Annotated in this window: 14 protein-coding genes, 7 tRNA genes, 1 other RNA gene and 1 pseudogene; 4 read left to right on the plus strand and 19 right to left on the minus strand. The window is 42.2% G+C overall.

The genetic code is table 11. The features are described from left to right. Positions 1-16 precede the first annotated feature (16 nt). The 4 genes and pseudogenes from gcvP to HYD28_14595 form a co-directional block, all read right to left on the minus strand. The gene (gene gcvP / locus HYD28_14580) at positions 17-2908 is read right to left on the minus strand and encodes an aminomethyl-transferring glycine dehydrogenase (protein QLE10083.1); all 2892 of its coding nucleotides are present in this window, start codon (positions 2906-2908) and stop codon (positions 17-19) included. Positions 2909-3107: 199 nt separating this feature from the next. Further along, a pseudogene (gene gcvH / locus HYD28_14585) lies at positions 3108-3498 on the minus strand (glycine cleavage system protein GcvH). A 51-nt stretch (positions 3499-3549) separates the two neighbouring features. Further along, entirely contained in the window at positions 3550-4632 is a 1083-nt protein-coding gene (gene gcvT, locus HYD28_14590; protein ID QLE10084.1) for a glycine cleavage system aminomethyltransferase GcvT, read from the minus strand. Between the two features lie 179 nt (positions 4633-4811). After that, complete coding sequence (locus HYD28_14595; protein QLE10085.1) at positions 4812-5411, minus strand: hypothetical protein; 600 nt, start codon at positions 5409-5411, stop codon at positions 4812-4814. Between the two features lie 124 nt (positions 5412-5535). Between HYD28_14595 and HYD28_14600 the strand changes: the two genes are divergently transcribed. Together HYD28_14600 and HYD28_14605 are read left to right on the plus strand one after the other, a co-directional pair. After that, on the plus strand, positions 5536-6381 hold the full coding sequence (locus HYD28_14600) for a LysR family transcriptional regulator (protein ID QLE10086.1): 846 nt from the start codon (positions 5536-5538) through the stop codon (positions 6379-6381). Positions 6382-7445: 1064 nt separating this feature from the next. Then, entirely contained in the window at positions 7446-9596 is a 2151-nt protein-coding gene (locus HYD28_14605) for a TonB-dependent receptor (protein QLE10087.1), read from the plus strand. A gap of 423 nt (positions 9597-10019) precedes the next feature. Here HYD28_14605 and HYD28_14610 read toward each other — a convergent pair whose 3' ends face one another. The 5 genes from HYD28_14610 to HYD28_14630 form a co-directional block, all read right to left on the minus strand. Continuing rightward, positions 10020-11321 carry an MFS transporter gene (locus HYD28_14610; protein QLE10088.1) on the minus strand — a complete coding sequence of 434 codons (1302 nt, stop codon included), beginning with the start codon at positions 11319-11321 and terminating at the stop codon, positions 10020-10022. A gap of 208 nt (positions 11322-11529) precedes the next feature. Further along, positions 11530-12696 (minus strand): FAD-dependent monooxygenase, encoded by a 1167-nt coding sequence (locus HYD28_14615; GenBank protein QLE10089.1) that lies wholly within the window; start codon positions 12694-12696, stop codon positions 11530-11532. Continuing rightward, the gene (gene ubiH / locus HYD28_14620; GenBank protein QLE10090.1) at positions 12693-13874 is read right to left on the minus strand and encodes a 2-octaprenyl-6-methoxyphenyl hydroxylase; all 1182 of its coding nucleotides are present in this window, start codon (positions 13872-13874) and stop codon (positions 12693-12695) included. Before ubiH ends, HYD28_14615 begins: the two co-directional genes overlap by 4 nt. A gap of 8 nt (positions 13875-13882) precedes the next feature. Then, a complete protein-coding gene (gene pepP / locus HYD28_14625) occupies positions 13883-15208 on the minus strand; it encodes a Xaa-Pro aminopeptidase (GenBank protein QLE10091.1) in 1326 nt (441 codons plus the stop codon). 20 nt (positions 15209-15228) lie between these two features. Next, complete coding sequence (locus HYD28_14630; protein ID QLE10092.1) at positions 15229-15792, minus strand: UPF0149 family protein; 564 nt, start codon at positions 15790-15792, stop codon at positions 15229-15231. A 194-nt stretch (positions 15793-15986) separates the two neighbouring features. Between HYD28_14630 and ssrS the strand changes: the two genes are divergently transcribed. Next, a non-coding RNA gene (gene ssrS / locus HYD28_14635) (6S RNA) lies at positions 15987-16170 on the plus strand. A gap of 379 nt (positions 16171-16549) precedes the next feature. Here the strand turns inward: ssrS and HYD28_14640 are convergent. From HYD28_14640 to HYD28_14685, 10 genes are all read right to left on the minus strand, one after another. After that, positions 16550-19630, minus strand: coding sequence for an efflux RND transporter permease subunit (locus tag HYD28_14640; GenBank protein ID QLE10093.1), 3081 nt, complete (start codon positions 19628-19630; stop codon positions 16550-16552). Then, entirely contained in the window at positions 19630-20868 is a 1239-nt protein-coding gene (locus HYD28_14645) for an efflux RND transporter periplasmic adaptor subunit (protein QLE10094.1), read from the minus strand. Before HYD28_14645 ends, HYD28_14640 begins: the two co-directional genes overlap by 1 nt. A gap of 2 nt (positions 20869-20870) precedes the next feature. After that, on the minus strand, positions 20871-22277 hold the full coding sequence (locus tag HYD28_14650) for an efflux transporter outer membrane subunit (protein ID QLE10095.1): 1407 nt from the start codon (positions 22275-22277) through the stop codon (positions 20871-20873). 575 nt (positions 22278-22852) lie between these two features. Next, positions 22853-22928 (minus strand) — tRNA-Phe (locus tag HYD28_14655). Between the two features lie 35 nt (positions 22929-22963). Continuing rightward, positions 22964-23039: transfer RNA gene (locus HYD28_14660), tRNA-Thr, on the minus strand. 51 nt (positions 23040-23090) lie between these two features. Continuing rightward, positions 23091-23166: transfer RNA gene (locus tag HYD28_14665), tRNA-Phe, on the minus strand. 35 nt (positions 23167-23201) lie between these two features. Continuing rightward, a tRNA-Thr gene (locus HYD28_14670) sits at positions 23202-23277 on the minus strand. Between the two features lie 57 nt (positions 23278-23334). After that, positions 23335-23410: transfer RNA gene (locus tag HYD28_14675), tRNA-Phe, on the minus strand. Between the two features lie 35 nt (positions 23411-23445). Next, positions 23446-23521: transfer RNA gene (locus HYD28_14680), tRNA-Thr, on the minus strand. 70 nt (positions 23522-23591) lie between these two features. Beyond that, a tRNA-Phe gene (locus tag HYD28_14685) sits at positions 23592-23667 on the minus strand. 393 nt (positions 23668-24060) lie between these two features. On the opposite strand from HYD28_14685, the gene HYD28_14690 reads away from it, so the two are divergent. Next, positions 24061-26823, plus strand: a complete 2763-nt coding sequence (locus HYD28_14690) for a response regulator (protein QLE10571.1) — start codon at positions 24061-24063, stop codon at positions 26821-26823. Positions 26824-26869 lie beyond the last annotated feature (46 nt).

Raw genomic sequence — 26869 nt, forward strand, 5'->3', positions numbered from 1 at the left:
AGTTATCAATCAAACCTTAGTCACGGTATGTCTCAACCGCTGGGCATGAACAAACTAGGTTACGGTCGCCGTATACGTCATCGATACGGGTTACTGTAGGCCAGAATTTGTCTTTTGCTACGCTTGGTACAGGGAATGCTGCGTAGAAACGGTCGTATGCACGGTCCCACTCATTGCCTAGTACGTCTGCTTGTGTGTGCGGTGCAAACACTAGCGGGTTGTTTTCAATTGACCATTCGCCAGATGCGATACGGTCGATCTCTGACTTGATTGACACCATTGCTTCGATGAAACGGTCGATCTCAACCTTAGACTCAGACTCAGTTGGCTCAATCATTAGTGTGCCAGCTACTGGGAATGACATAGTTGGTGAATGGAAACCGTAGTCTTGTAGACGTTTAGCTACGTCCATTTCTGTAACGCCTGTTTGCTCTTTGATTGGGCGTAGGTCAACAATACACTCGTGCGCAACGCGGTTGTTACGGCCACGGTATAAAATTGGGTAGTGCTCGCTTAGCTTCTCAGATAAGTAGTTAGCGTTCACGATAGCCATTTCTGTTGCTTGTTTTAAGCCTTCAGAGCCCATCATAGCAATGTATGCCCACGAGATTGGTAAAATAGCTGCTGAGCCGTAAGGAGCAGCAGAAACCGCACCGTTACCGATGTTTGTGCCAGCAACATTAATTACGCTGTGGTTAGGCATAAATGGCGCTAGGTGAGATTTAACACCGATAGGGCCAACACCTGGACCACCACCACCGTGTGGAATACAGAATGTTTTGTGTAGGTTAAGGTGCGATACGTCAGAACCGATTGAACCTGGGCTTGTAACACCAACTTGCGCGTTCATGTTTGCGCCGTCCATGTACACTTGACCGCCGTGCTGGTGCACGATGTCACAGATTTCACGAATTGTTTCTTCGTAAACACCGTGTGTAGATGGGTAAGTGATCATGATACAAGATAGGTTTTCAGATACCTCTTCGGCTTTCGCTTTAAGGTCTGCCATATCAACGTTACCGTTTTTATCACAGTCAACAACCACGATTTTCATGCTTGCCATTTGTGCAGACGCTGGGTTTGTACCGTGCGCTGAACTTGGGATCAAACATACGTTACGGTGACCTTCACCGCGTGACTCGTGGTATTTACGAATTGCGATTAAGCCTGCATATTCACCTTGTGCACCTGAGTTAGGTTGTAGTGAAACTGCATCGTAACCTGTGATGTTTACTAACCAATCATGTAGCTCAGTCATCATGATTTGGTAACCCGCTGCCTGATCAAGTGGGCAGAATGGGTGTAAGTTTGCAAACTCAGGCCAAGTGATAGGGATCATCTCAGCTGTCGCATTAAGTTTCATGGTACATGAACCTAATGAGATCATTGAGTGGTTAAGCGCTAAATCTTTGTTCTCTAGGCGCTTGATGTAACGCAACATTTCAGTCTCGCTGTGGTACGAGTTGAAGTTAGGGTGCGTTAAAATTTCGTCATCGCGTACTAGGCTTGCAGGAATAGAGTTGCTGCCGTTTACTTCGATTTCGTTCGCCAGTGCGTCAACGCTTAGGCCGTGACCTTCACCTAAGATGATGTCGAATAGCTCAGCTACGTCTGCACGGGTTGTTGTTTCTGATACAGAAATTGAGTATTCACCTGCACGGTTAGACGCAAAGTTAACGCCGTTTGCTACTGCTCGTGCAACGATTTCGTCTTTGTTATCTGCAACAACAGTCAGTGTATCAAACCATGTGTCGTGCTTAAGGTTTACGCCTTTCGCTTTTAAGCCTGCTGCTAAGATGTCTGCAAAACGGTGAATACGCTCAGCAATCGTTTTCAGGCCTTGTGGACCGTGGTAAACCGCGTAGAACGCTGCCATGTTCGCTAGTAATACCTGCGCTGTACAGATGTTCGAGTTGGCTTTTTCACGACGAATGTGCTGTTCACGTGTTTGCATTGCCATACGTAGTGCGTCGTTACCTAAACGGTCTTTAGAAACACCGATAATACGACCTGGTAGTGAACGCTTGTACTTGTCGCGTGTTGCGAAGAATGCAGCGTGTGGACCACCGTAACCCATAGGTACACCAAAACGCTGTGCTGAACCAAGTACTACGTCTGCACCTAGTTTACCTGGTGCTTTAAGCATTAATAAGCTCATGATGTCTGCAGCAACACAGGCAATCGCTTTTTTGTCTTGTACTTGTGCGATTAGGTCAGTTACGTCAGTGATTTCACCGGTTGTTGATGGGTATTGGAATAACGCACCAAAAATCTCATGATTAGCCGCTTCGCTTGCAGGACCAACAACCACTTCAAAACCAAACTGGTCTGCACGTGTAGCAACAACGTCGATAGTTTGTGTGTGAACGTCATCAGCAATGAAGAAGATGTTTGCTTTTTTAGCTTTAGCAACGCGCTTTGCAAGGCCCATTGCTTCTGCAGCAGCCGTTGACTCGTCAAGTAATGACGCGCTTGCTAAATCAAGACCAGTTAGGTCTAGGGTCATAGTCTGGAAGTTTAATAATGATTCTAAACGACCTTGTGCAATCTCTGGTTGGTATGGTGTATACGCAGTGTACCAGCCTGGGTTCTCAAGTACGTTACGTAAAATTACGTGTGGTACGTGAGTTGGGTGGTAGCCTTGACCGATGTATGATTTGAACACTTTATTTTTGCTTGCTACTGATTTTAAGTAGCTTAGTGTTTCAACTTCAGTGCGGCTTTCGCCAATTGATAAACCTTGCTCTAAGCGAATGCTTGCAGGTACCGTTTGACCGATCAGCTCTTCAACACTCGATACTCCAAGAGCGCTCAGCATGTCGCTTACTTGCGCTGGGCTTGGCCCAATGTGACGGCGAATAAAATCTTGCTTTTGCTCTAATTGTTCAAGAGATTTGGCGTTTGACATTTGTCCAGATTCCTATGATCCAAAAAAAAGTGGTTACTGCCAATGGGTAACTGGCAATAACTTAAAAACAGGTTGATTCAGTAACTTACAGCGTATGGAAAAGTAAGCTATAAAATCATAAAAGCCCCAGTGAAACCCAAGCTACGCATTTAATTAGCTGGGGATCTAGACGGGGCTTTTAGTCGGCGTGACTAATTAATTAGTCTTCGTCGATTGTGTTAGCGTAGCCTTCAGCGTCTAACAGGTTATCAAGCTCTGATGTGTCAGATGCTTTGATACGGAATAACCAACCGTCAGTGTACGGGTCGTTATTTACTGTTTCAGGCGAATCTTCAAGCTCTTCGTTGATTGCAACGATTTCACCGCCGATTGGTGCGTAGATGTCTGATGCTGCTTTTACAGACTCAGCTACTGCGCAGTCTTCACCCGCGTCAACTTCATCACCAACTTCTGGTAATTCAACGAATACCATGTCGCCAAGAAGTTCTTGTGCGTGCTCAGTGATACCTACAGTAAACGTACCGTCACCTTCGTCGCGAAACCCACTCGTGTGAAGTAGCATATTTTAATTCGCTTGGGATATTGCTCATCTTTTTGTTCCTTTGGTTTATATTGGGTGATAACACCAAATTTTTTATAGTTTAGATAACTGATTTGCCGTTACGTACAAAGCAAGGTTTAACAACCTTAACGTTAACCAGTTTTTTACGCATCTCTACTTGGGCTGTTTCGCCAGTTGAACGCGGAACGCGTGCTAGCGCAACACTGTGACCAAGGGTTGGTGAGAATGTACCAGAGGTAATCACCCCTTCACCACCTTCAACGATTACTTTTAAACCGCTACGCAATACGCCTTTTTCTTCAAGCACTAAACCAACTAGTTTGTCTGTGCTCTTGTCAGCGCGTTGCTGTTCTAATACTTCACGACCAATAAACTTACGATCTTCTGGCTCCCATGCGATTGTCCACGCCATGTTTGCAGCAAGTGGAGAAACACTTTCGTCCATATCTAGACCGTAAAGGTTCATACCTGCTTCAAGACGTAATGTATCACGAGCACCTAGACCTGCTGGCGCTACGCCTGCGTCTAGAAGTTGTTGCCATAAATCAGCAGCTTGATCGTTAGGTACTACGATTTCATAACCATCTTCGCCAGTATAGCCTGTTGTCGCAATAAATAAATCACCTGCTTGCACACCAAAGAAAGGCTTCATACCTTCAACAGCAGCTTGTTGCTCTGTAGTAAGTACTGTTGCTGTTTTGGCACGTGCATTTGGGCCTTGAACAGCAATCATTGCAAACTCAGGACGCTCAGTTACCGTTACGGCGAAATCAGCTGAAACTTTAGCTAAATGCGCTAAATCTTTTTCACGAGTTGCTGAGTTAACAACTAAACGGTAGTTCGTTTCTGAGAAGAAGTAGATGATAAGGTCGTCGATTACGCCGCCTTCTTCGTTAAGCATACCTGTGTAAAGTGCTTTACCCGGTACTGTTAACTTAGCAACGTCGTTTGCAACTAGCTTACGTAAGAACGCTTGTGCTTGCTCGCCTTGAATATCGACAATTGTCATGTGAGATACGTCAAACATACCTGCATCTGTGCGAACCGCATTATGCTCTTCGATTTGTGAGCCGTAGTTGATTGGCATTTCCCAGCCGTGGAAATCAACCATTTTTGCGCCAGCTTCTAGGTGCTTAGCATGTAAAACTGTTTTAGAAGTCATAATATTCCTTCACTTTTAAATTAACCCACTAGTGTGGGGCGTGGCCTCAATTTAATGAGGGGGAATAACATGGGCGGCGATTATACATTAGTTGCACAGTTGTCACACCCAAATTGCGATTTTGTAACTAAAAAACAGCTAAACACCCAAGTGCGTAGCTGTTTTAAATATTTTATGTTTTAAGCAACGTTGGCTAAGGCTAAATCAAAGCCGAGCTGCTGTAAGTGCGTTTGCCATTTATCAAGCTCTGCTTGGCGCGCCACCAGCTGAAATTGCTGTGTTGCTTGGTTATCTATCGCAGTAATAAATACCTCACCGCTTTGTGCACCATAACAACTGCGCATGTCTGATAAACGCAGCCCCGGTGTTAGCTTAAAGCTGTCTACCAAGGCATCAAACGCCTGCTCACCACTTAGGGTTAGCGCGCTTAAATCGTCACGCATTACATAATCAATGTCGTAACGTAGTTGTTGCTCATTAATAAGCGACTGTAATTGCACGCTAGCATCTTTACCTAGCACAAAACGAAATGCAGTTTCGTTAAAGTAGTACAGGGCATAAGCGTAGCTGCTTGTTAGGTCATCGTCTAATGAACTACGTAAGCCTAAACCGCTAGCAGTTAGCTTATTAATATCAAGACCTAAAATAGCCGTTAAAAATGGGATTGCTTCAGTGCCACTAAAATCCATAATGGCAATATCGCTATTAGCTCGTAGCACATTATCTGCTGGAGTCTCAGCTTGGCTGTGGCGAGCAAACATTATTGGCGTAAAAGTCATATGTGACACCTATCAATCGTTAATGCTTGAAGTATATTGCGCCGTGCTGGCAACAACAAATTGTAATTATTTATCAATTGATAAATAATGCTTATATATATAGCCCTATAAATAGAATTTTTTAATGAAGAACATTTCTACCGATAGCTTACGTACTTTAGTAACCGTTGTTGAAGTTGGCGGGTTTGCCAAAGCAGGTGAATTATTGGGGCTATCGCAACCTGCTGTGAGCTTACAAATTAAGCGCCTAGAAGACATGCTGGGCCATAAGTTATTTAAAAAGCAAGGTCAGCGCCAAGTACTTAATCAATATGGCGAATTGCTTATGCCATTAGCTAAACAAATGCTGCAACAAAACGATGCTATTTTGCAGCAGTTCACCAGCGAAAATGTCACAGGTAAAGTGCGCTTGGGGATCCCAAGTGAATTTGCCGCACGTATTCTACCTTCAATCATTGGTGACTTCGTTGCCCTCTACCCGGATGTATCACTAGAAGTTCGCTCTCGCTTGAGTAAACATTTGTTGTCGGTCTCGCGCCAAGATCAATTCGATTTAGTACTGGCATTAAACGAAGAGCTAGAGTCAGCCAAGTTCCCTATTTTTATGCAAGACCAATTAGTATGGGTAGGCGATTTAAACCTTGCACAAAACGATGTGGTAACGCTAGTCACCGCACCTGAGGGATGTATTTATCGCCGCAGAGCAATAGAAGCACTACAAAGTGCCGGTATTAAATACCGTATTGCCTACAGTAATGCTGACTTAACCGGCCTGACTGCCGCGTTAAAAGAAGGCTTAGGCATTACAGTGCTTGCAAAAAGCACCGTACCTAATGAGCTGAATTACCAATTACAAACCAAAGACCTACCTGAACTTGGGCAAATAGGTATTAGTTTAATTAAACGCACTGAAGACCCAGGAACCGCCGTCGATAAACTTGCTGAGTTCATCGCCCTGCGTTTGACATAGGTGTGAGTTAGCAAGTTAGCAAGTTAGCAAGTTAGCAAGTTAGCAAGCTAGCAAGCTAGCAAGTTAGCAAGTTAGCAAGTTAGCAAAATTGTAGCAGCGATTTCATATCGCATAATAAAATGAATATTCACAAAGAGAAAAAGAGACGCTGCGCTTTAGAGGATAGTAACTAATAATTTTTATAGGGTTACTCATTCACTTCTCATTCTCTTCTCTTTGTGCAAAAAAAAAATTGAACCACAGAGTACACCGAGGCGCTTCGCGCTACATAGAGAAAGTAAAAATCACAAAGAGGACAAGAGACGCTTCGCTTTAGAGGAAAACAAAACTCTCTTTTGGCGTGTCTCATTCTCTTCTCTTTGTGCAAAAAAATATTGAACCACAGAGTACACCGAGGCGCTTCGCGCTACATAGAGAAAGTAAAAATCACAAAGAGGACAAGAGACGCTTCGCTTTAGAGGAAAACAAAACTCTCTTTTGGCGTGTCTCATTCTCTTCTCGTTCTCTTCTCTTTGTGCAAAAAAAATAATGAACCACAGAGTACACCGAGGCGCTTCGCGCTACATAGAGAAAGTAAAAATCACAAAGAAGACAAGAGACGCTGCGCTTTAGAGGATAGTAACTAATAATTTTTATTTGATTACTCATTCACTTCTCATTGTCTTCTCTTTGTGCAAAATAATATTGTAGATCGTCATTTATGGCGACACATAATCACTAACATTGACGGGCTAAAGCCCGACCTACGAATTACCCGTTGTTTAAGAAATATCGCGCGAAATAAATTTCACGCCTACAGGCGAGCATTTCAATTTAACTATGTGCAGGCACAATCTAGCTTAAAGCTTCTTTGCTCTTTCCCCTTTCTAACTCGCTAACTTGTTAAGTTTTACTTAACACATCACCGAACCAGAATGATATTACAATACTACTGTAATTTATTTAAATAAATGAATACAACAACTTACAGATAACAGTACTTTTATTACAAATAGGATTGATTCGCATTATATTACATGTTTTAATTGCGCCCGTTAAAAAAATCTAAATACACAGGACACACAATGACACCTAAGTTTATTGTTTCTACGCTTTCGACTGCGGTCGCTTTATCTTTAAGCGCGAATGCTTTTGCAAAAGATGTAACTAAAGAAGAGAAAAACTTTGAGCAGATCACTGTAATTGGCTCTGCATCTGCAATTAACGATATTCCAGGTTCTGCTACATTCATAGACGAGCAAGAACTAGAAAAGTTTGAATACACTGATATCTCTCGTGTTTTAAGTGCTGTACCTGGTGTATATGTACAAGAAGAAGACGGCTATGGTCTTCGTCCTAATATCGGTATGCGTGGTACAGGCACAGGCCGTAACGACAAAATCTCTGTAATGGAAGATGGTGTACTTGTAGCACCTGCACCTTACTCTGCTCCTTCTGCTTACTACTTCCCTACTATGGGTCGTATGGAGTCTATCGAAGTACTAAAAGGTGCTGCTTCTGTTAAGTATGGTCCGCGTACAACCGGTGGTGTTTTAAACTTAGTTTCGCGTAGCTTACCAACAGAAGGCTCTAAAGGTTTACTTAACGCTGAACTTGGTAGCGATGGTTTCTACAAAGGTCATGCTTACTTCGGTAAAAAGAAAAACAACGCTGCTGGCCTTGTAGAAGTATTTACTTACGGCGCAGATGGCTTTAAAGACTTACCAGTTGGCAGCGACAACACAGGCTTTGAAAAGAACGATTTCTTATTAAAGTTTGGTTTTGACTTTGGTGACAACGAAGCACACAGCCTAGAAATGAAATTAAAGTACTCAGACGAGCGTTCTGACGAAACTTACATGGGTTTAACTGACGCTGATTACCAAGCAACCCCTTATCGTCGTTATGCTGCATCGCAAAACGACGAAATGAACACACAACACAATGCATACCAAATTAACTATGCATACCGTTTTGGTAAAGGTTACGAGCTACTTGCTACAGCTTACTTAAACGACTTCCACCGTAACTGGTATAAAGCAAGTAAAGTAAGCACAAGTTACCTTGAGCAATATAGTGAATTTGAAGCAAACCCAACTAGCGAAGGTATTGAGGGTGTTGGCGTAAAAGCAAATAACCGTGATTACCAAGCAAAAGGCTTACAAACTGAATTCCATATTCCTGCAGGTAACCACTACTTTACTGTTGGAGCACGTTACCATGAAGATGAAATGGATCGTTTCCAGTGGGAAGACAAATACACGCTTAACCAAGACTTATCAATGACGCTAACAGAAAAAGGCGTTCCAGGTTCAAACAGTAACCGTTTAGATAGCGCCGAAGCGACTACCCTTTTCATTCAAGATGAGTGGTCACTTGATGCATTAGTAATTAGCGCTGGTCTTCGCTACGAAGACATCACAATCAAACGTGTTGAATGGGCTAAGTCTGATCCAAACCGTGAAAATGGTTTAACAAAAGACATCAGCAACGACACTGAGATCTTAGTGCCATCTCTAGGTGCAACATACACAGTAAGCGACAACCTAACGCTGCTTGCTGGTATTCAAAAAGGTTACGCACCAGCAGCCCCTGGTAATGCAAACCAAGAAGAAGAAGAGAGTGTCAACATTGAGCTAGGTGGTCGTTACGATTACGCTGGCATTCAAGGTGAAGTAATTTACTTTAACTCTGACTACACAAACATGCACGGTAACTGTACTGCGTCTGTTGGTTGTAGCGATGACAACATTGGCGATCAATACAACTACGGTGAAGTATCGGTGTCTGGTTTTGAGCTAAGCGCAGGTAAAGTGTTTGCTACAAACGCAGCTTCATTCCCAGTTCGCTTAACATACACTTACACTGATTCTGAGTTCGATAATGCATTTGAGTCAGATCTTTGGGGTAGCGTAGAAAAAGGCGATGCAATGCCATACGTACCTGAAAACCAATTAGCGCTTTCTGTAGGTGCTGAGTTCTCAAGCTTTGTATTCGATACACAAATGCGTTACGTGTCTGATGCACACGCAGACTTAACAGACTCAGGTCGCAATGCAATCGACAGCCGCGTTGTGTGGGATTTAGCTGCTAAATACTTAATCGACGACAAACAAAAAGTGTACTTAACAATAGACAACCTGTTTGACAAAACCTACGTTGCAAACCGTGCAAACGGTGGTATTCAACCTGGCAAACCACGTAGCCTACAACTGGGTTACAGCTACTCGTTTTAATAAAACGTTTTAGCGAAATTTAAAAAGCCGTGTGATGAAAATCCCACGGCTTTTTTGTGGGTGAGAGTTAGCAAAATTGTAGCTGCCATTTTATATCGCGTAGGATTGGTGCTAGGTGCTAGGTGCTAGGTGCTAGGTGCTAGGTGCTAGGTGCTAGGTGCTAGGTGCTAGGTGCTAACAGCATAGCGTTGGTTTTAGGTTGGAGTACCTCCCCCTTCAATTATTCAGCGTTATAACGCCTCCTACAACTCGCATCTCGACCCTCGAAACTCGTACCTTTCCCCTTTACTCTTTCTAACTCGCTAACTTTTTCTATCTGATAGCTGACGGCTGAAAGCTGATGGCTTTAGTTTACGATCAAAAAAGCCGCGGTGATGGGCGTACCGCGGCTTTACATAACTTTATAATTAGTTTGCTAATTTACTACCAGCTTCTCACCTTATGGCCTTTTAAGGCATAGAATAAAATGAATACATAACTTGGGATCATGACAATATATGCACCTTGTGCGCCAAGGCCAGCAACATTGCCTAAACCAATTAACAATGGGCCGAGTGCACCACCGGCAATACCCATAATAAGTAAGCCTGATGCAGTGCCTGTTAAGCGACCTAAACCAGCTAAAGCCAGTGGCCAAATAGCAGGCCAAACCATTGCATTAGCAAAGCCTAATAACGCAATGCACAAAAGAGGGTCCGGTAACTCAGGGCCACCAAATGGCACTAATAATAAGTTTGAAATAATGAATGAATCATTGCTGCCAAGTACCACTAGCAACACGGTAATAATACCAGCAATACCCGACATTAATAACGCTGTTTGTTGGCTCATAAAGCGCGGAATAGTCAAAATACCAATTGCGTAACCAATCAACATACACGCCATAGTATAAGAGGTCATGACTGAGTAGTCGGCAACGCCAATCTGTAATGCGTAAGAACCAATTGTGTCTGCCGCAATAACTTCAACAGCAACGTATAGTGCAATACCAACAACACCTAAAACCAAGTGTGGGTGTGCAAGCGTTTCTTTAATTTCACCTTTACCGTTTGATGTTTTGTCTTCATCAAAAACTAAATCAGGTAATGGAGCAAATTTAGCAAATGCGGCAAATAACATGATTAAAGCCGCAATCAATACATAGGGCATGATAAGACTATTAGCCATAATATCTTTTTGTTCTTGCGATAGTTTACCTGCGCCATCTACAACACCGCTTACTACCACTGCAGCAAAAATCACCGGCACGATCACGCCTGCAAATTTGTTTAATAAGCCCATAATACAAACACGCACGGCGGCTGATTTCTCAGAGCCCATTTTAACCACATATGGGTTAACTGCGGTTTGAAGCACGGTTTGCCCAACACCAATCATTAGCTGCGCGAACAAGAAAATCTCGATCATTTGCAGTTTTGCAGCGGGAATATACATCAGCGCCGATAAAGCCATAATCGCACAGCCAATCGCCATGCCATTCTTATAACCAACACGTTTGATCAGCATCGCCGATGGGATGCCGGCAACTGTTACTGCAATATAAAAAGAAGAGATGATAAACGAAGCTTGTAACGGCGAAAGCTCAAGCATTTGCTGCAAAAATGGTGTGATTGCACCATTAAGCCACGTTATACACCCTAAGATAAAAAACATTGAGCCGGCCAATACCATTGGCAGCCAGATGCTTTGTTTTGTGTTGTTGTCACACTCAACCGTTGCTTCCATAATTGTTCTCTTAGTTTAATTATTTTTATTTGGTTGGAATCTAGTATACAACTCGATAAAGCTGTTTAATTTCCATACCAATCACAAAAATTTAATCATACACTAACAAAAATGACAGCGCTATCATTTTGCGTTCATATAAGTGCAAAAAAGCCGCAGCTAATTGCTTAGCTGCGGCTTAAACTAAATAGTAACAACTAGTTAGATGTTATTTACCAATCGCTTCTTTTGCGAACAAATGTTTAATTGGGCCAAGGTTATCAACTAGGCTTAAACCAACACCACGTACGAGTTTTTTCAGTGGATTAGCGCCTGCAAATAGCTCTTTTAAGCCTTGCATCATGGCAATATGTTTTTGTGCATCAAGCTTGCGAGTACGTTCATAATCACGCAGTGTGCGTGCGCTTGCAAACTCACCTTGCTCATTACTTAAAAGCTCAATTAAATAAGCGGCGTCTTTTAGGCCAAGATTCATACCTAAACCAGCTAATGGATGAATGGTATGCGCTGCATCGCCCATTAATACCACTTTGCCAGACACCCACTGCTGGGCGTAACGCATTTTAAGTGGAAATGCCATGCGCTCACTTTGCACTTCACATAAACCACATTGACCATCAAAGGCTGCCATTACTGCTTTATTAAAGTTGCTATCATCAAGCGCTAAGAGTGTCTCGCAGTGCTCTGGACTTGTTGACCATACAATTGAATGCGTGTGTTTGTCTGGTAACGGTAAGAACGCCAGCGGCCCTGTTGGCAAAAATACTTGGCGTGCCGTGTTGTTATGCTCATCAGACGTTTTAACCGTAGCAACAATGGCGTGATGGTCGTAATCTTTAAAAGTAATTGGCATATTGAACTGCTTGCGAATAGCCGAATTAGCACCATCAGCAGCCACTAATAATTTAGCAATCACAGGCTCGCCGCTTTCAAGCGTAATAAATACATCAGATTCAGTTTGATGAATTTGCTGATAACGGGTTTCGAACAATAAAGTGGCATTACTTTGCTTTTCAAGTTCGCTAATTAAAGCGTAGCGAATAATATCATTTTCAACGATATGACCTAGCTGTGGTAAGTCGAGGTCGTTATGATCAAAATGAATTTTACCAAAGCTGTCTTGGTCACGTACATCCATCGACGTATAAGGTGTGGCACGCTGTTTAATGATCTCTTGCCAAGCATTCAAAGACTCAAATAAGCCCTGACTGGCAAGACTCAATGCGCTTACTCGAAGTGCATAATCATCACCCGGTAAGGTTTGATTTTTACTTGCATCAACAACTACAACACTGATATCTGCTTTTGCTAAACCAAGTGCTAGCGTAAGACCAACACAACCACCACCGACAATACAAACTTGTGCTTGTTTCATATCCGTTTACCTTGCTTAACCTGACCCATAAGCTGTTTTGCCAGCGGGGTTTTTAACGAGGAGAATAAATCCATTGAGAAAAGGCCAATGCTGCGACCAAGTGCGAGCAATCGTGATGAGTTTGAGAACAAACGCACTAGGCTGTCTGTGAGTGTCATCACAGTAGTAATGTCCTTGCTACGCGTTTGACTGTAATAACGGGTAAAAGCGTAATCACCAAGGTCGCTTCTATTAGCCATATCACACAATAGTTGTACATCTCGCAGGCCTAAGTTAAAGCCCTGCCCTGCAATTGGGTGAATAGCGTGGCCTGCATTCCCTATTAATACCGTGCGATGGCTGCTAAGTGACTCTGCTTTACCGTAAACCAGAGGGTAGCTTGCACGCATGCCTACTTTGCTAAATGAACCGCCGCAGTAACCAAATGCTTTTTGTAAAGCAGCTAAAAAAGCATCGTCTTCAAGTGTCATATAGTGCTCAACTTGCTCAGGCTCCATGCACCATACTAGTGAGTATCTGTTATTACTCATTGGCAACAGTGCCATTGGGCCGTATTCCGTAAAGCGCTCAAAAGCATGATGATGATGACCACCAGCCACTTCGATGTTGGCAATAATTGCCGCTTGCTGATAAGCGCGGGTATTAAACTCAATATTGGCCAACTTACGGCTTTGTGAATGAGCACCATCAGCAACCACCACAAGCTTTGCACTTAACTGCTCACCTGAGCTCAGCGTGATGTTGGCACAGTTGCTCAGGTATTCAAGTTTGGCGACTGTATCAGGGCAAAATAAACGGACATCAGTTCGCATGAGTTGCTGATGAAGACTACGCCCAAATGGATTCACTTCGACCACATAGCCAAGGGCATCATGGCCGTATTCTTGGCAATCAATATGTGTTTTACCAAAATGACCACGATCAGATACGGTTACTTTTTCAATCGCTGCCGCAAATGGCGCTTGGCAATCAAAGGCATTAATTGATTTTAAGTACTGCACCGACTGCTGAGCCAGCGCAATGCTTCTATCATCAAAGCTTGGGTGATAGTCTGCGCTTACTTCATTTGCCTCAATTACAGCGATTGATAACTGCTTATTGCTCTGTTTTAGGCCCAGTGCACAACTTGCACCCGCCATTCCACCGCCGATAATGACAACATCAAACTGCTTTGCCACGCTTGCTCCTAGCCTTTGTTTGCTTGCATCACTGCTTCAATGTCACTAATGGTTTTTGGAACCGAAATGGTCAGGTTTTCATGGCCATCTTGAGTGACAAGTAAGTTATCTTCAATACGAATACCGATGCCTTTATATTGCTCTGGTGCTTTTGCATCTTCGCTAATATATAAACCCGGCTCGATAGTTAGCACCATGCCCGGCTCAAATACACGCTCTTTTTCATCAAGCTTATATTCGCCAACATCGTGAACGTCTAACCCTAACCAGTGGCCAAGTCCATGCATGTAAAAGGCTTTGCACGCTTGGTTAGCCATTAGTTCATCAAGCTCGCCCGTTAGAATGCCTAAATCAATGAGCCCTTGCGTAAGTACCGTCGAGGCCAATTCATTGGCTTTAGACAAACTACCACCCGGTTTTACTTGGCTAAATGCCGCTTCTTGGGCTGCTAATACAATATTGTAAAGCGCTGCTTGAGGTTCGCTAAATTTGCCATTGATTGGGAAAGTCCGTGTAATATCTGCCGCATAACCTTCAAGTTCACAGCCAGAATCAATTAACACTAAATCACCATCTTTTAGTTCAGCGTCATTTTGTGTGTAGTGCAAAATATTGGCGTTGTCACCACTGCCCACAATCGTGCCATAAGCAGGATGACGAGCACCATTCATTGCATAATGATGATGCAGTTCAGCTTCTAATTGGTATTCAGTTGCGCCTGGTTTGGCAAACTGCATAGCGCGAATATGACCTTGCGCACTAATTTCGCAGGCTTTGCGCATAATGTTTAATTCTGCGTCAGATTTAAATAAACGCATTTCGTGCACTAAACCACGAATATCTTTAATGGTGTGCGGGGCTTTGTAGCCTTTTTTAGGTGCGCCGCGAAGTGTGCTTAATAAATCCCAGATCTTTGCATCGAAGTTTGGGTAAGTGCCTTGTGCATAAAATAAAATCTGCTGGCCGTTCACCAAATCTAATAATTGTTCATCTAGTTCAGTAAGTGGGCTAGTTGCGTCGAGTAAGTACTCAGATTTAGCCTTTTCGAAGCCTATTCTGCGACCATGCCAAATTTCAGCAAGTTTGTCTTTGTTACGGCAAATAAGAGTACTTGGCGTATCGCTCGACGGACACAATACTAAAACTGCATCCGGTTCGTTAAACCCTGTTAGGTAGAAGAAATCACTGTCTTGGCGAAATGCATACTCAGTATCACGACTACGTGTTACTTCTCCTGCAGCAGGAATAATAGCCACACTGTTTTTATCCATCATCGCAAGCAGACGCTCACGACGGGCTTTAAATTCAGCTTTATCGATTACAATAGACGACATGCTAAACCTCTGTAATTTGATTAGTGAAGGGTCTTCTTAGGATTTTTGTCTGTAGGCTCTTTACCTAGCTCAGCAAAACATAACAACGCAGAAACACGCACATATTCAATCACCTCGTGCAGTGCTTGGCTATCTTCTTCGGTCTCTTCAAACATGGTGTCTAAGCGGGTAATTTCACTAAAATCGCTAATTACTTCTTTCACATCAGCTGATAACTTGCCGTAATCTTTTTGTTTTAACCCAAAACCAAGCATAAAACCCGATACCCAAGATACTAATCCATTAGCTAAATCGATCAGTGTTTCATCATCGCTTGGTAAGAATAGATCAAACTGAAATTCTTCATCACTAAAGCTGGCCACAACCTGAGAATAAACGTCAGCAAAAAATGCTTTTAAATCTTTATTGAAGGCTAAGCCATCGTTGAATACATCACTTAGTAAACCTAAGTATTCTTCGGCTTCAATATTGATGCCACAGGCTAATAAACCACTGATCACACCATGGGCTTCGGCTGGTGCGACGAAAATTTCATTTTTTTCTAATAACAATTGGGCTTGTTGGTAATCAGGTAACGTGCTCATAACTTTTTCTTTGTTCGGCTAAGTAACGCCATGCTACCACTCGATAAATCGCAACTCCAATTAATTGTATGATTGAGGTCAAAAAGCAATCTGAAAAGTAAATAAGCAGTTAAAGGTGGGGAAAAACTACGCGAACGATCCGCTTTTTTTACTTCTATGGTTTAAGGATTGAAACTTGTCTTATATACTGAAGGTGTTCCCTAGGGTGTAGGAGCTTGGTTAAGTCCCTGAGCCGATAAATTTTATGTTAGGGTTTCTGTTCGTTTACTATTGTGCAAGCTCGGCATGTACCGAGAAGCCTACGGTAGACCGCAGATCCCCGCCCTGAAACCTCAAGGTTTCAGGACTGACACCGGGCACCGCATACTTGGGGAACACCATCAAGCTATCAGCTATCAGCTATCAGCTATCAGCTATCAGCTATCAGCTATCAGCTATCAGCTATCAGCTATCAGCTATCAGCTATCAGCTATCAGCTATCGAAAATCTTCCATGTAGTTTTTCTTTTATACAAGAACTTATTACTCTTATTCGCGCGAAATAAATTTCACGCCTACGGTATCGGGTTTAGCCATAGCAATGTGCGGGCACAATCTAACTTTACTCTTTCCCCTCGCTAACTTTATTCTTTTAAAACAAAAAACGCAGGATAAATCCGCCGCCACTCGTTACCTGTAGCAGCGGGTTTACCCCCGCGTCCTAGAACCTAGCTCCTAGCGCCTAATATCAACCAAGCGCTAACTGTTAACTTCGAGCTCTACTTAAACCACCCTTGAAAGCGCTCCATCAATAGATAATTAACCGGCACTAATAGCAAGGTGATAAGCGTTGCAAAGATAATCCCAAAACCAAGACTTACCGCCATTGGTATAAGAAATTGTGCTTGCGTAGCTTTTTCAAATAACAGCGGCATTAAACCAATAAAAGTGGTTAGACTGGTTAGCATAACTGGGCGAAAACGAGCTGCACCGGCAAGCTTAACGGTTTCAAGTAAATCACCGCCTTCTTCACGTTTCTTATTGATAAAATCAACCAGTACCAGTGAGTCATTCACAACCACGCCTATCAAGGCCAACATGCCAAGTAAACTCATAATGGTCAGATCCATTCCCATTATCCAGTGACCCATTACGGCACCTATCATGCCAAACGGTATAACGCTCATTACAATCAATGGCTGCATATATGATTTAAACGGAATCGCTAATAACGCATAAATAATAAAAAATACAAACACTAGGCCCCAAGCCAGTGAACCAAATGATTCACGCTGTTCTTTGGCTTCACCTTCTAGTGAATAATCAACTCCAGGATATTGCTGCATTAGCTCGTCTAAGTAAGTATTTAGATCTGCTTGCAGCACCGTCATATTGGTATTTGATTTTTCGACATCCGCAGTCACATTCAGTGTGCGATAGCGGTCAATACGATAAATAGATGATGGGCTTTGGCCCGGTACTAGAGTTGCCACATGCGAGAGCGGCACAGTCCCACCAGCAGGAGTTTTAATTAGAATGTCTTTCAAATCAGCAACAGAACGACGCTCTTCAATAGGTAAACGCACCATAACCCGCACATCATCGCGCCCACGTTGTATGCGCTGAACTTGCGCACCGAAGAACGAATTACGTACTTGCTGCGATACATCAACACGGTTTAAACCTAATGCTAAACCTTGCTCTGTCAGCTCTATTTGCAACTCCTCTTTACCGTCTGACATGCTATCAGCAATTTCGAAGACGGTTGGATAAGTCGATAATCGTTCTTTCACTCTTTCGGCTACTGCTTCAAGCATTTCAATTGAGCTACCATTTAGCTGTACATCAATTGGGCTCGATGTTCTGCCAAACTCAGCACGGAACGTTACACTTTCTGCACCCGGTATAATGCCAATTAAGTCTCGCCATTCACTAGCAAGTTCACGAGAGCCAATATCTGATTCTCGTTTTTCAGCTGGCATAATCTCAAATCTGACACTGCCCGTATTTGACGAGCCACCACGCCCCCCCGTAGTTGCCAAAATATTTAAAATTACACTTTGACCGTCTTCATCACGATATTTATCTTGTAACTCTTTTGCCTTGTCTGACATTTTGATTACATATTTATTCGTTACTTCAAACGGTGTACCTGCAGGAAAAGTAACAGATGCACGCACGGTTTCACTTGGAATTCGAGGGAAAAAAGTAAACTTAGTCCAACCACTTGTTATTAAAGTCATAATAATTATAAAAATACCGACAAATAAGCTCACAGTGGCTACTTTATTCTTTAAGGCTAAATTCAATAATGGTTGGTAATATTTCATTATTGCGTGTTCAAAACCGTCGGCAAAGCGCTGCTGAAGGCGTTCAAGTTTGGTCGGTTCACCCTTCTCGTGGCGCAGCTTTAAATACTTTAAGTGTGCAGGTAAAACAAACTTTGACTCGATTAATGAGAATAGTAAAACCGGAATAACCACGACAGGGATTTGTGCAAAGATAGCGCCACGCGCACCTTCAATAAAAGCTAAAGGTAAAAAGGCTGCAACGGTTGTCAACACACCAAAGGTCACAGGAGTTGCTACTTCCTGAGTACCACGAATAGCCGCTTGTTCACCACTTTCTGCCGTTTTTAAGTGGGTATAAACGTTTTCACCTGTAACAATGGCATCATCTACAACAATACCTAACACTAAAATAAAACCAAATAAGCTGATTACATTGAGTGTTATACCAAAGATAGGCATTATCAAAAATGCGCCCATAAACGATACAGGTATGCCAATAAATACCCAAAAAGCAATAGCTGGACGTAGGAATAGAGTTAATAGCGCTAGCACTAAAATTCCGCCCTGAATTGCGTTACTTGTGAGAGTTGCTATGCGGCTTTTTACAACTTCGGAGTCATCGTCCCAATAACTTAACTCAAACCCTTCTGGAAGTTGACTTTGATGTTCTGTGATAAAGTTTTTTACAGCATCAGCTACTTCAATCGCACTTTGTGGGCCAATACGGTATACATCAATAAAAGCTGCCTGTTTACCATTAAAACGAGTACGAACGGGTGTTTCTTCAAAATCATCACTAATACGGGCAATATCACCTAAACGGATAATAGTGCCATCGGCTTGGTTCTTAACCACTATATTAGCAAATTCATCTTTACGGTATGCTTGCCCTTTAGAGCGAATAAGTACATCACCGCCCTCTGTTTTTAAATTACCAGCAGAAACGTCTGTGCTTGAGTTCTTAATAGCTGAAGAAATATCCGCTAAACTCAAATCATATTGCCGCAAAGTATCTTGACTCACCTCTATGGCTATTTCGTAATTACGAACTCCACTTAACTCAACTTGAGTTACACTTGGCAAACGCAAAAGCTCATCACGTACAGTTTCAGCGTATTCAAGTGTTTCTTTTTCACCATAAATACTTGAAACAGATACTGCGATAACTTCGCGCTTCCATTCGGCAAGCGAAACTATCGGCTTTTCCGCATCAACCGGAAAGGTGTTAATCGCATCTACTCGACTTTTAATATCAGCCAATAGCTCCCTTGGGTCATAACCTGTCTCGACCTCTATACTTACTGATGAAGAGCCTTCTGATGAACGACTCGTGATCCGCTTTACCCCTTCAAGATCTTGAACAGCTTCCTCAATGCGAATAGAGACCCCTTTTTCTACATCCTCAGGCGTCGAGCCACGAAGTGATACACTGACACTAATGCGATCTGACTCAAACGATGGAAATACCTCAAGCGGGATTTGTGTCGAAACGCTAAATAAACCTGCTAATAAAATGCTGATCAGCAATAAGTTTGCTGCAACATGATTCTTTGTAAACCAAGCAATCATTATTGCGCTCCTTGCTCTTTAGGTTGCTCTTGATTATTAAGACGCTTAGCTTTCCCCCTCGTAGCTTGATACTCTTCGCTTCCCATCACAGTCACTTGCGTACCTGAGCTAACTTGTCCAAGCGGTGTAATAACTAAATTATCACCTGCAGACAGGCCATCAGCTACAACAGCTTGATTAGCATTTTGCCAAGCAAGTGAAATATTTTTACGACGTAAAACACCTTGCTCTTCAACATAAACATAAGTGCCTTGGTAAATCGCACTATTTGGGATCACAATGGCATTATCAATCGTCTTACCGGTGATCTGCGCTTTGATATATTGACCAATTTTGATTGGATATTGATTTATAGATGTTGCTTTATAAGGGTCATTAATTTGTGCAACCACATAAAGCTGCTGAGCGTTTTCGTCAATGGCACCTTCGGTGCGGACAACTTGACCTTGCCAATGCTGTTTACCAACAAGGTCTGAGCTGAATTTAACTAATGAACCCGCACTATTTTTAGCGCCGTCACGAAACTGCTCAGGTAAGTTAATAAACGGCAAGTCTTTATTTTTGATTGGTAAGCGGATCTCAACACGGTCAATCGCATAAATGCTCGCTAGTTCCATGTTGTTACTCACAACTTGGCCTAAGTCTACACTGCGACTTAAAACACGACCTGCGTAAGGTGCTGTAATTTTTGTACGCTCTAAGTCGAGTTTAGCTTTCTCAAGGGTGGCTTGAGCCGATAATACACTCGCTTCAGCTGCAGCTAATTGTGGTTTACGCAGCACTAAGCTACTAGCTTCTTCGCCCTTACCTAAGCGCTGCCAGTCAGTTTCAGCTTGGCGACCGCGAGCTTGTTCTTCAAGTAAGCCTTGCTCTGCGGTTAATAAAGCAGCTTGGGCTGATTTCACTTCGGCGCGGTGATCTCTATCGTCTAGCTGCAACAACACATCGCCTTTTTCAAAAAAACCACCTTCACGAAATTGTTCACTAATTTCTATAATTTGTCCTGAGGCCTGAGCAACTAACAAACTTTGCGTACGCGGCTTAACCGTTCCAAAACTATCTATCATCACTTGATAGGATTCTGGCGTCAGCGTTTTAACAGCAACATTTACTTTCGCTTTCGGTGGTGAAGAAAAGCGGTTTGCTTGTGGTGGGTTGCCTTTAATAAACATGACGAGCAGTACCGTCACAGCTATAACTACAAGTGGGATTAATATTTTACGTGTCTTACTATTCATGATTATTGCTCTTCTACTTCGCTGTTTGCTGCACTAAAGTCACCACCAAGGGCAATGTGTAAGTTAATTCGATTTTTAATAAGCTGATTTTTAAGCTCGATGACCGAACTCTGCGCGTTGAAAGAACGATCTTGCGCATCTAGAACGGTGGTATATGTTACTAAGCCACTTTGATATTGCTCAAAGGATAAGCGCTCAGCGGCAACCGCATTTTCTTGGGCTTCTAAGGTTTTTTCATAACGAACTTTTAAAGCTTGTTCTTGGCTAATTGCAGTTTCAACATCATTAAATGCATCATAGAGTGTGGCAAGGTAAGCTTGCTCTTGACGTTTAACGGTAAGCCTTGCTTGTTCTTCATTAGCTTGTAAACGCCCCCCTTCAAAGAGCGGCATTGAAATGCTACCAATCAGCGACCAAGCTAAGCTAGAAGGCGAAAATAAATCACTTACTCTATTGGTGCTGTCACTGATTGATGCTGAAAGATTTAAACTCGGAAAACGCTGTTTATGCGCATAAGCAAGCCCTGCGTCTGTGCTTAAAAGCTGATACCAGCTCGCCATTAGCGCTGGTTTGCGGGTGATGAGCTCTGAAGGCAACCCCAACGGAATAGTGTTCTCAAGTAATGGCAAATCTGCACTGACAGTTAATGCGCCTGCAGGATATTGACCTGTTAAACGCTCTAAATCACGAATCGATTGAGTTAGCTTGGCTTGCTGCGCGGCAATATTCGAGCGCTCAGTATTTAACTCATTACGCGCAAGATATACATCAAGCGCTTCATTTAAACCTTGGCGGTATCCTGATTCAATAATATCTAAATTTTTCTCGGCGTTTTGTTCTCGTTGCTTAAACAACTCAAGCAATTTGTGATTAGTAATAACATCAAACCAACCAGCTACTACATCAGCCACTAATTGTTGTTTGCTTTGCGCAAATATGGCTTTTTCTGCTAGATACTCAAGGTTTGCCTGTCTTTCTGAGGCCGATAATTTTCCCCATAAATCAACTTCGTAGCTTAATTCTAGCGATGCTGAGCTGGCATTACTGTAACTGACAGGGCGATTATCTTTACTGCGGCTAGCACGTGTTGATAAATCTAGGCTTGGCCATAAATCAGCCCCTGCAGCAATAAGCTGCTGCTCTTTAATTGCCACATCAAAACCAGCTTGTAAAATTGCTTGGTTATGCGCCAATGCTTGCTCAACTAAATTAAAAACTTGAGGATCGTGTAATTGCTGCAACCAGTTATCTTGAACTGCAAGCACCTTGTCGTCTGCGGGAAGCTGCTGCCATGCACTCGGTACCGACTCAAGTTCAGCAACTCGTTCATTGTGAGCCGGCTGGCTTGCACATGCACTTAGCAAAATTACACTTAAAGCCAAAAAACTCGGCTTATATTGCCAATTCATTCTAAAAACCTGAAAACATCTATTTATGAGTGTAATTCAAGCACCACGTTAAGTTTTGCTCAACTCACTTTACATAACATTACACTGCCTGGCATGTGGCTACGATGAACGGTAGGAAAATGGAGGTAAGTTGCAAACTATCAGCTATCAGCTATCAGCTATCAGCTATCAGCTATCAGCTATCAGCTATCAGCTATCAGCTATCAGCTATCAGCTATCAGCTATCAGCTATCAGAACTTTGATCTAGCTTCTCTCTTTTACAAGAGTTTATTAGCGTGTAATAAATTTACATATACGGGTGAGCATTTATCTGAAACTGAGTGTAGGCACTTTTCAATCTGACTTCTAACGACTGATATCTAATAACTCTTTTTTCGGCGTTAAAACGCCTCCTTCAACTCGTATCTCGGGCCTCGAAACTCGTACCTTTACTCTTTCTAACTCGCTAACTTTTTCATCTGATAGCTGACGGCTGAAAGCTGATAGCTCTAAATTTCACGCCTACGGGATGTAAAATCGTGATTTGGAGGAGCCAAAAACAAAAAAACCTCGCAATTGCGAGGCTTTGAATCAATGGTGCCCAGAGGCGGAATCGAACCACCGACACGAGGATTTTCAATCCTCTGCTCTACCGACTGAGCTATCTGGGCAAAACAATTAGCTAAATGCTAACTATTAAAATAAATGGTGCCGACTATCCGAGTTGAACGGATGACCTACTGATTACAAGTCAGTTGCTCTACCAACTGAGCTAAGTCGGCACACTAAACCTGTGTGCGTTGTGCACTTAATCACATTGTGATTATAAATAATGGTGCCCAGAGGCGGAATCGAACCACCGACACGAGGATTTTCAATCCTCTGCTCTACCGACTGAGCTATCTGGGCAAAACAATTAGCTAAATGCTAACTATTAAAATAAATGGTGCCGACTATCCGAGTTGAACGGATGACCTACTGATTACAAGTCAGTTGCTCTACCAACTGAGCTAAGTCGGCACACTAAAATCGTGTGCGTTGTGCACTATAATCACTTTAAAAGAGATTATCAAATAATGGTGCCCAGAGGCGGAATCGAACCACCGACACGAGGATTTTCAATCCTCTGCTCTACCGACTGAGCTATCTGGGCAAAACAATTAGCTAAATGCTAACTATTAAAATAAATGGTGCCGACTATCCGAGTTGAACGGATGACCTACTGATTACAAGTCAGTTGCTCTACCAACTGAGCTAAGTCGGCACACTAAATTTGCGTGCTATGCACTATACTGATGTTTTAATCAAAAATTAAACACCAATATATTTAATAATGGTGCCCAGAGGCGGAATCGAACCACCGACACGAGGATTTTCAATCCTCTGCTCTACCGACTGAGCTATCTGGGCAATATTTAGTTTTATGCAGAATATCCACAAGGATTTTCAATGCAATTCCAAAGGGCTCTAATACCGAGCTATTTTGGCACTAAATTTTAAACGCACTTTTAAGCAACAAAACTGGTTGTCGCTGTCTGGGCGTGCGGCGTATTAAACGGGTTTTGCCCTCTCAAGTCAACTTTTTTTTGAGGATTCTAACTGTTTGCACAGTTTTCAATCAAGATTGCTGTTTTTAATAGCTTTTAGCTTATTTAATCTACAAACTTAGCGCTTTTGAGTTGACCCTCATCATAAAAGGGTTACCTATGTTAAAAACGTGGTGAATTTTTCTTCGTAGATGATAGGATTATCTAATAATCAAGAATATGCTCAATGTTGCTGTTTAATTGTTGGACTAATGCCATGCCAAGTAAATCGAATTCACCTGTTAAAGGCCTCTTACCGCTTTTTATAATCACGAACCTTGTCATCGCCTTGCTAGCGGTTGTTGCTTATTCCTTTTATCCAACTAGTAATAAACCACAAAAGATAGATAAACCTCAATTAACAGCTCAGCAACTATCAGCTCAACTCACTTCTCCACTTGTCAGCGCATTAACTATGCCAGGTCAAGACAAAGTAAAAGAAGTTTTAGACTTAGCACATCTCCTTCAGGCTAACTTTGATTATTACTTGTATAGATACGAATTCAATGGTGACGTTTCACTGGTTTACGCTAATAACAAAAAGCTCATAACGCCAAGTAAAGTAAACCAACAACTAGAACAAAACTCACTCATTCACACTGTACTTGAACTTAATGACCAACCTGTCGGTGAACTTATAGTAAAACAACATCCATCTGAGCAGCCTGTTACACAATCAAAAGGGGTTTCACTCGCCCTTGCAGCCATGACTCTTCTTGCATTAATTATTTTATCCTTCGCACTGAGCATTTTTATCAATAAACGTTTTAGTAAAAGCAGTAGCGCTTTGAGTCAAGAGTTAAAAGCAATTACCGAAAATGCAGATTATCAGACCCACGTAACTGAAGAATTGGATTTTGGATTAAACTCTGTAGCTAGACACATCAACTTGCTTCTAAATAAAGTTCAGTCAGCTATAACGGAAAACAAAGCTTCTCAGGCTGATTTACAAAAACTACAAAGCAGCCTTGAAAATGAAGTACACAAGCGAACCCTTGCTCTTGAGCAAGCAACCCTAAAAGCCGAGCAGGCAAACGAAACTAAAACTACTTTCTTGGCGACCATGAGCCATGAGATTCGCACCCCTATGAACGGGGTTATCGGAACTATTGATTTACTGCGCCAAACAGAGCTAGATGGTGCACAGCACAGACTAAGCACAATTATTCGTGATTCTGCATTTTCATTATTAGGAATATTAGATGACATTCTCGATTTCTCGAAAATTGAAGCGGGTAAATTAAACATCGATAACATTCCTTTTTCTGTGTCAGACACCATTGAAGAAGTCGCTCGTGTTTTATCATCGGTTGCTAAAAAGCGTGATCTTGAATTAGAACTTGCTATTGCCCCTGATATTCCTACGAACTTGATTGGTGATACAGTGCGAGTTCGCCAAGTTCTTTATAACTTATGTAGTAATGCGATTAAGTTCACCTCAACAGACGACAAACGTAAAGGACACGTCAAGATTTCGGTAGAGGTGGCACAAAACACCACTGACCACTACACCCTGCGTTTTAGTGTATTAGACAACGGTAAGGGTATGACGCAAGCACAGCTTCGCGAGATCTTTAACCCATTCATTCAAGCTGAAGGCTCAATCACCCGTGAATACGGTGGTACGGGCTTAGGTTTATCTATTTGCAAAAGCTTAACTGAGCTAATGCTAGGAACTATTTCTGTATCTAGTGACCTAGGAATAGGCAGTGAGTTTGTTGTCGAATTACCTTTTAGTACACAAGGTAAAGTTGAATATGCTCATAAGCAGGTAATGAAAAACCAACGCGTAGTGGTTGTAACTAACCATGATGGTCGTAAAAAGATACTTACTCGTTATCTATCATTTATGGGAGCAACTCCTGTTATCGCTGACAACAGCGATATAATCGAAGTAGAACAGGATAAAAAAGATATTATTTGGATCCTCGATGGTATCGAGAGCATGGAAGATATTAACTATATCTTGCGCCGCTTACTCTACACCCTAGAAGATAATAAACAACAAGTTATAGTTCTAAGTAAACTGGACGAAGCCGCCGTAAATCATAAAAATATTTTCTACCTAAACGCAGCACCGCTATGCAAGTCCAACTTTATGATGTCGCTACTTGTGGCAGCTGGTTTACATAAACCAAAACAAATAACTTCAAAAAAATCACTTAACGACTACTTAAGTGTTGATAAAGCCCGCGAAGAAAATAAGCTAGTATTACTTGTTGAAGATAACGTGCTAAATCAACAAGTGTTAACCGATCAACTACACCTGCTAGGCTATGGTGTTGAGCTGGCTGAAAATGGTGAAAAAGGCCTTGAAGCATGGCGTGAAGGAAAACACTCAATTATTCTGACCGACTTACATATGCCAAAAATGTCTGGTTACGATATGGTTGAAATAATTCGTAATGAAGCGTCACAGCTTGAAGATATCAATGCACAACCTTACGTGATTGCCATCACAGCTAATGCTCTTAAAGGTGAAAAAGAGCGCTGTTTGAGTATAGGTATGAACGATTACATCACTAAGCCAGTTGAATTAAATGTACTAGAAGCCACATTACACAAATGCGCTTACAAAACGAACCCTGAGGCTACTAAGCTCGAAGTGAAAAGACCGGCAGCACCAATCGATATGAATGTATTGGCTGATTATGTTGGTACTGACGAGAACAAAAAACTACGCTTCTTTAAAATGTACTTAGAGCAAAGCTACCAGCTAAGTAAGGAAGTCAACAGTGGTGTCATTGAGCAGGATCTAGAGGCCATTATATCAGCCTGTCATCAGCTCAAGTCTATTTCAAAAACGATTGGCGCAATGAAAGTTGCAGAACTAGCTGCTGTATTTGAACAACGCTGTAAAGATGATGAACTTTCTAGTGATGACTTAATTGAACTGCGTGACAGCTATGAAATTGAATATTCCAAAGTAGCGCAGTATTTAAAAGAACAAATAAAAAAAGCAGAGCAAGATACTGAATAACACCTATCAAAAAAGGGCCACAACGGCCCTTTTTGCTTTTAGATCA

Origin of the sequence: Pseudoalteromonas shioyasakiensis, from assembly GCA_013391845.1 — a bacterium.
Taxonomy (GTDB): domain Bacteria; phylum Pseudomonadota; class Gammaproteobacteria; order Enterobacterales; family Alteromonadaceae; genus Pseudoalteromonas; species Pseudoalteromonas apostichopi.

Coding starts and splice junctions, on each gene's coding strand:
- gcvP (QLE10083.1), bottom strand. CDS start 2,908: ATGTCAAACGCCAAATCTCTTGAACAATTAGAGCAAAAGCAAGATTTT.
- HYD28_14630 (QLE10092.1), bottom strand. CDS start 15,792: ATGAGCACGTTACCTGATTACCAACAAGCCCAATTGTTATTAGAAAAA.
- HYD28_14595 (QLE10085.1), bottom strand. CDS start 5,411: ATGACTTTTACGCCAATAATGTTTGCTCGCCACAGCCAAGCTGAGACT.
- pepP (QLE10091.1), bottom strand. CDS start 15,208: ATGTCGTCTATTGTAATCGATAAAGCTGAATTTAAAGCCCGTCGTGAG.
- HYD28_14605 (QLE10087.1), top strand. CDS start 7,446: ATGACACCTAAGTTTATTGTTTCTACGCTTTCGACTGCGGTCGCTTTA.
- HYD28_14615 (QLE10089.1), bottom strand. CDS start 12,696: ATGAAACAAGCACAAGTTTGTATTGTCGGTGGTGGTTGTGTTGGTCTT.
- HYD28_14645 (QLE10094.1), bottom strand. CDS start 20,868: ATGAATAGTAAGACACGTAAAATATTAATCCCACTTGTAGTTATAGCT.
- HYD28_14690 (QLE10571.1), top strand. CDS start 24,061: ATGCCAAGTAAATCGAATTCACCTGTTAAAGGCCTCTTACCGCTTTTT.
- gcvT (QLE10084.1), bottom strand. CDS start 4,632: ATGACTTCTAAAACAGTTTTACATGCTAAGCACCTAGAAGCTGGCGCA.
- HYD28_14610 (QLE10088.1), bottom strand. CDS start 11,321: ATGGAAGCAACGGTTGAGTGTGACAACAACACAAAACAAAGCATCTGG.
- HYD28_14640 (QLE10093.1), bottom strand. CDS start 19,630: ATGATTGCTTGGTTTACAAAGAATCATGTTGCAGCAAACTTATTGCTG.
- HYD28_14650 (QLE10095.1), bottom strand. CDS start 22,277: ATGAATTGGCAATATAAGCCGAGTTTTTTGGCTTTAAGTGTAATTTTG.
- HYD28_14600 (QLE10086.1), top strand. CDS start 5,536: ATGAAGAACATTTCTACCGATAGCTTACGTACTTTAGTAACCGTTGTT.